Source organism: Caulobacter sp. FW305-C-30-S16 (assembly GCF_058783025.1).
Genome location: NZ_JBYSYH010000009.1, coordinates 1 through 1,453, shown reverse-complemented (window position 1 = coordinate 1,453; position 1,453 = coordinate 1). Strand labels below are relative to the sequence as shown.

At 60.9% G+C, this 1,453-nt stretch carries 2 protein-coding genes; one reads left to right on the top strand and one right to left on the bottom strand.

Features of this window, described 5'->3' with window-relative positions; genetic code table 11:
- Positions 1-151: 151 nt before the first annotated feature.
- Positions 152-784 (bottom strand): recombinase family protein, encoded by a 633-nt coding sequence (locus AC3WJT_RS17345; RefSeq protein ID WP_492344388.1) that lies wholly within the window; start codon positions 782-784, stop codon positions 152-154.
- 199 nt (positions 785-983) lie between these two features.
- On the opposite strand from AC3WJT_RS17345, the gene AC3WJT_RS17340 reads away from it, so the two are divergent.
- On the top strand, positions 984-1,109 hold the full coding sequence (locus tag AC3WJT_RS17340) for a hypothetical protein (protein ID WP_492344387.1): 126 nt from the start codon (positions 984-986) through the stop codon (positions 1,107-1,109).
- The last annotated feature ends 344 nt before the right edge of the window (positions 1,110-1,453 follow it).

Genomic DNA, 1,453 nt, shown 5'->3' with positions numbered 1-1,453 from the left:
ATGGTGGACACGACTGGGACTTCACGGTCTTCCAACGACCCGTTTTCATCGTCCTGGACCGTCTCGGGATCATCGTCCTCGATCATGCCACCACGGTCTTCCAACGATATCTCTGGATCGCCCTGGACCGTCTCGGGCACCTCTTCCTCGATCATACTGCCAGAGCCTCTGTGGGATGATCCGGGGCGGTCGGAGACCGCTTGATCCGCTGGACCGAGGCCGCATCTGACCAGGATTTCGCCTGTGGGAGAGCCCGATATAGCGTCGAGACCCCGACACCGACCTCCCTGGCCACTTCGTGCACCGGCAGCTTGCCCTCCATGAGCAGCGCCTTGGCCATCGCGATCTTGGGCTCGGTCATCACCTTGGGGCGACCGCCGCGTTGTCCTGGTCCGCGTGCCGCCATCGAGTGGGCAAGACGTTCCTTGAGCAGTTGCACCTCGAATTGGCCCAGGGCTGCAAACAGGTGGAACACCAACTCTCCGGTGGCCGAGGTCGAATTGATCTGCTCGGTCAGGCTGCGGAGGCCGACGTTCCGGTGCTTGAGGTCGTCAGCCGTCGCCAGGAGGTGACGCATCGAGCGGGCCAGACGATCGAGCCGCCAGACGACGATCTCGTCACCGGGTCGGGCAAACGTCAGCGCCTCCCGCAGGATGGGCCGGTCGTCGCGTTGGCCCGATGCCTTCTCCTCGAAGATGCGCTCGCACCCCGCCTGCTTGAGGGCCTCGACCTGAGCAGTCGTGTCCTGGATCGCCTTGCTCGAACGTGCATAACCAATAAGCATCCTATTCCCATAACTCAGAACTGTGATCCGTAAAGGGAAAGCACAATCGGGAATGAGTTATGGGAAGACTTAACCCCCAATCATCGACAACAAAGGGGAAGCCGTCTGCTATTCTCGCAACCGATCGGTTTCGAGAAGTTGTATTGAGCCACAGAATGCGACGCCTAATGATGACGGATCACAAAATGTGGACGGTGTCGTGGCCAAGCGACCAAGGGCGAAGGTGGCGCACGAAGGGTTCGTCTTCTGGGTTTCTGATCTGCCCCTCGACTACTGGATGAGCCAGATCGTCCAGGGGTTCGATCCAGTCGAGTATGTCGGCTGACCCCGAGAGCCCATCTGGGACCACGGCTATGCCGAACTCGGATTAATGAGACGGAATGTCCTCTATTAAGGTGTTTTCGTCGCAGAAATCGAAGTTCGCCACCTGGCCCCGACCTGCCCGTGATCGACCTGCGAAGATGCCGAAGGCCAGCCGAGTAATGGAGTTCGGACTCCTGGGTGTGGCCGGCGCCGCCATCATGGGCGGGACCATGGCGTGGACCCCAGATCATCATCCTTGCCGGGGCCGTAGGGTCACCGTGAGGCGGACCGTGGCCGAGGGTGTGGGTGCAGGAGTCGGACCGGGTGTGTGTGTCGGCGGATCACACGGGAGGTCTCGGGGTCAAT

Bases quoted from the DNA above. Each gene is read 5' to 3' on its own strand.
- AC3WJT_RS17345 (WP_492344388.1), bottom strand. From the start codon at position 784: ATGCTTATTGGTTATGCACGTTCGAGCAAGGCGATCCAGGACACGACT.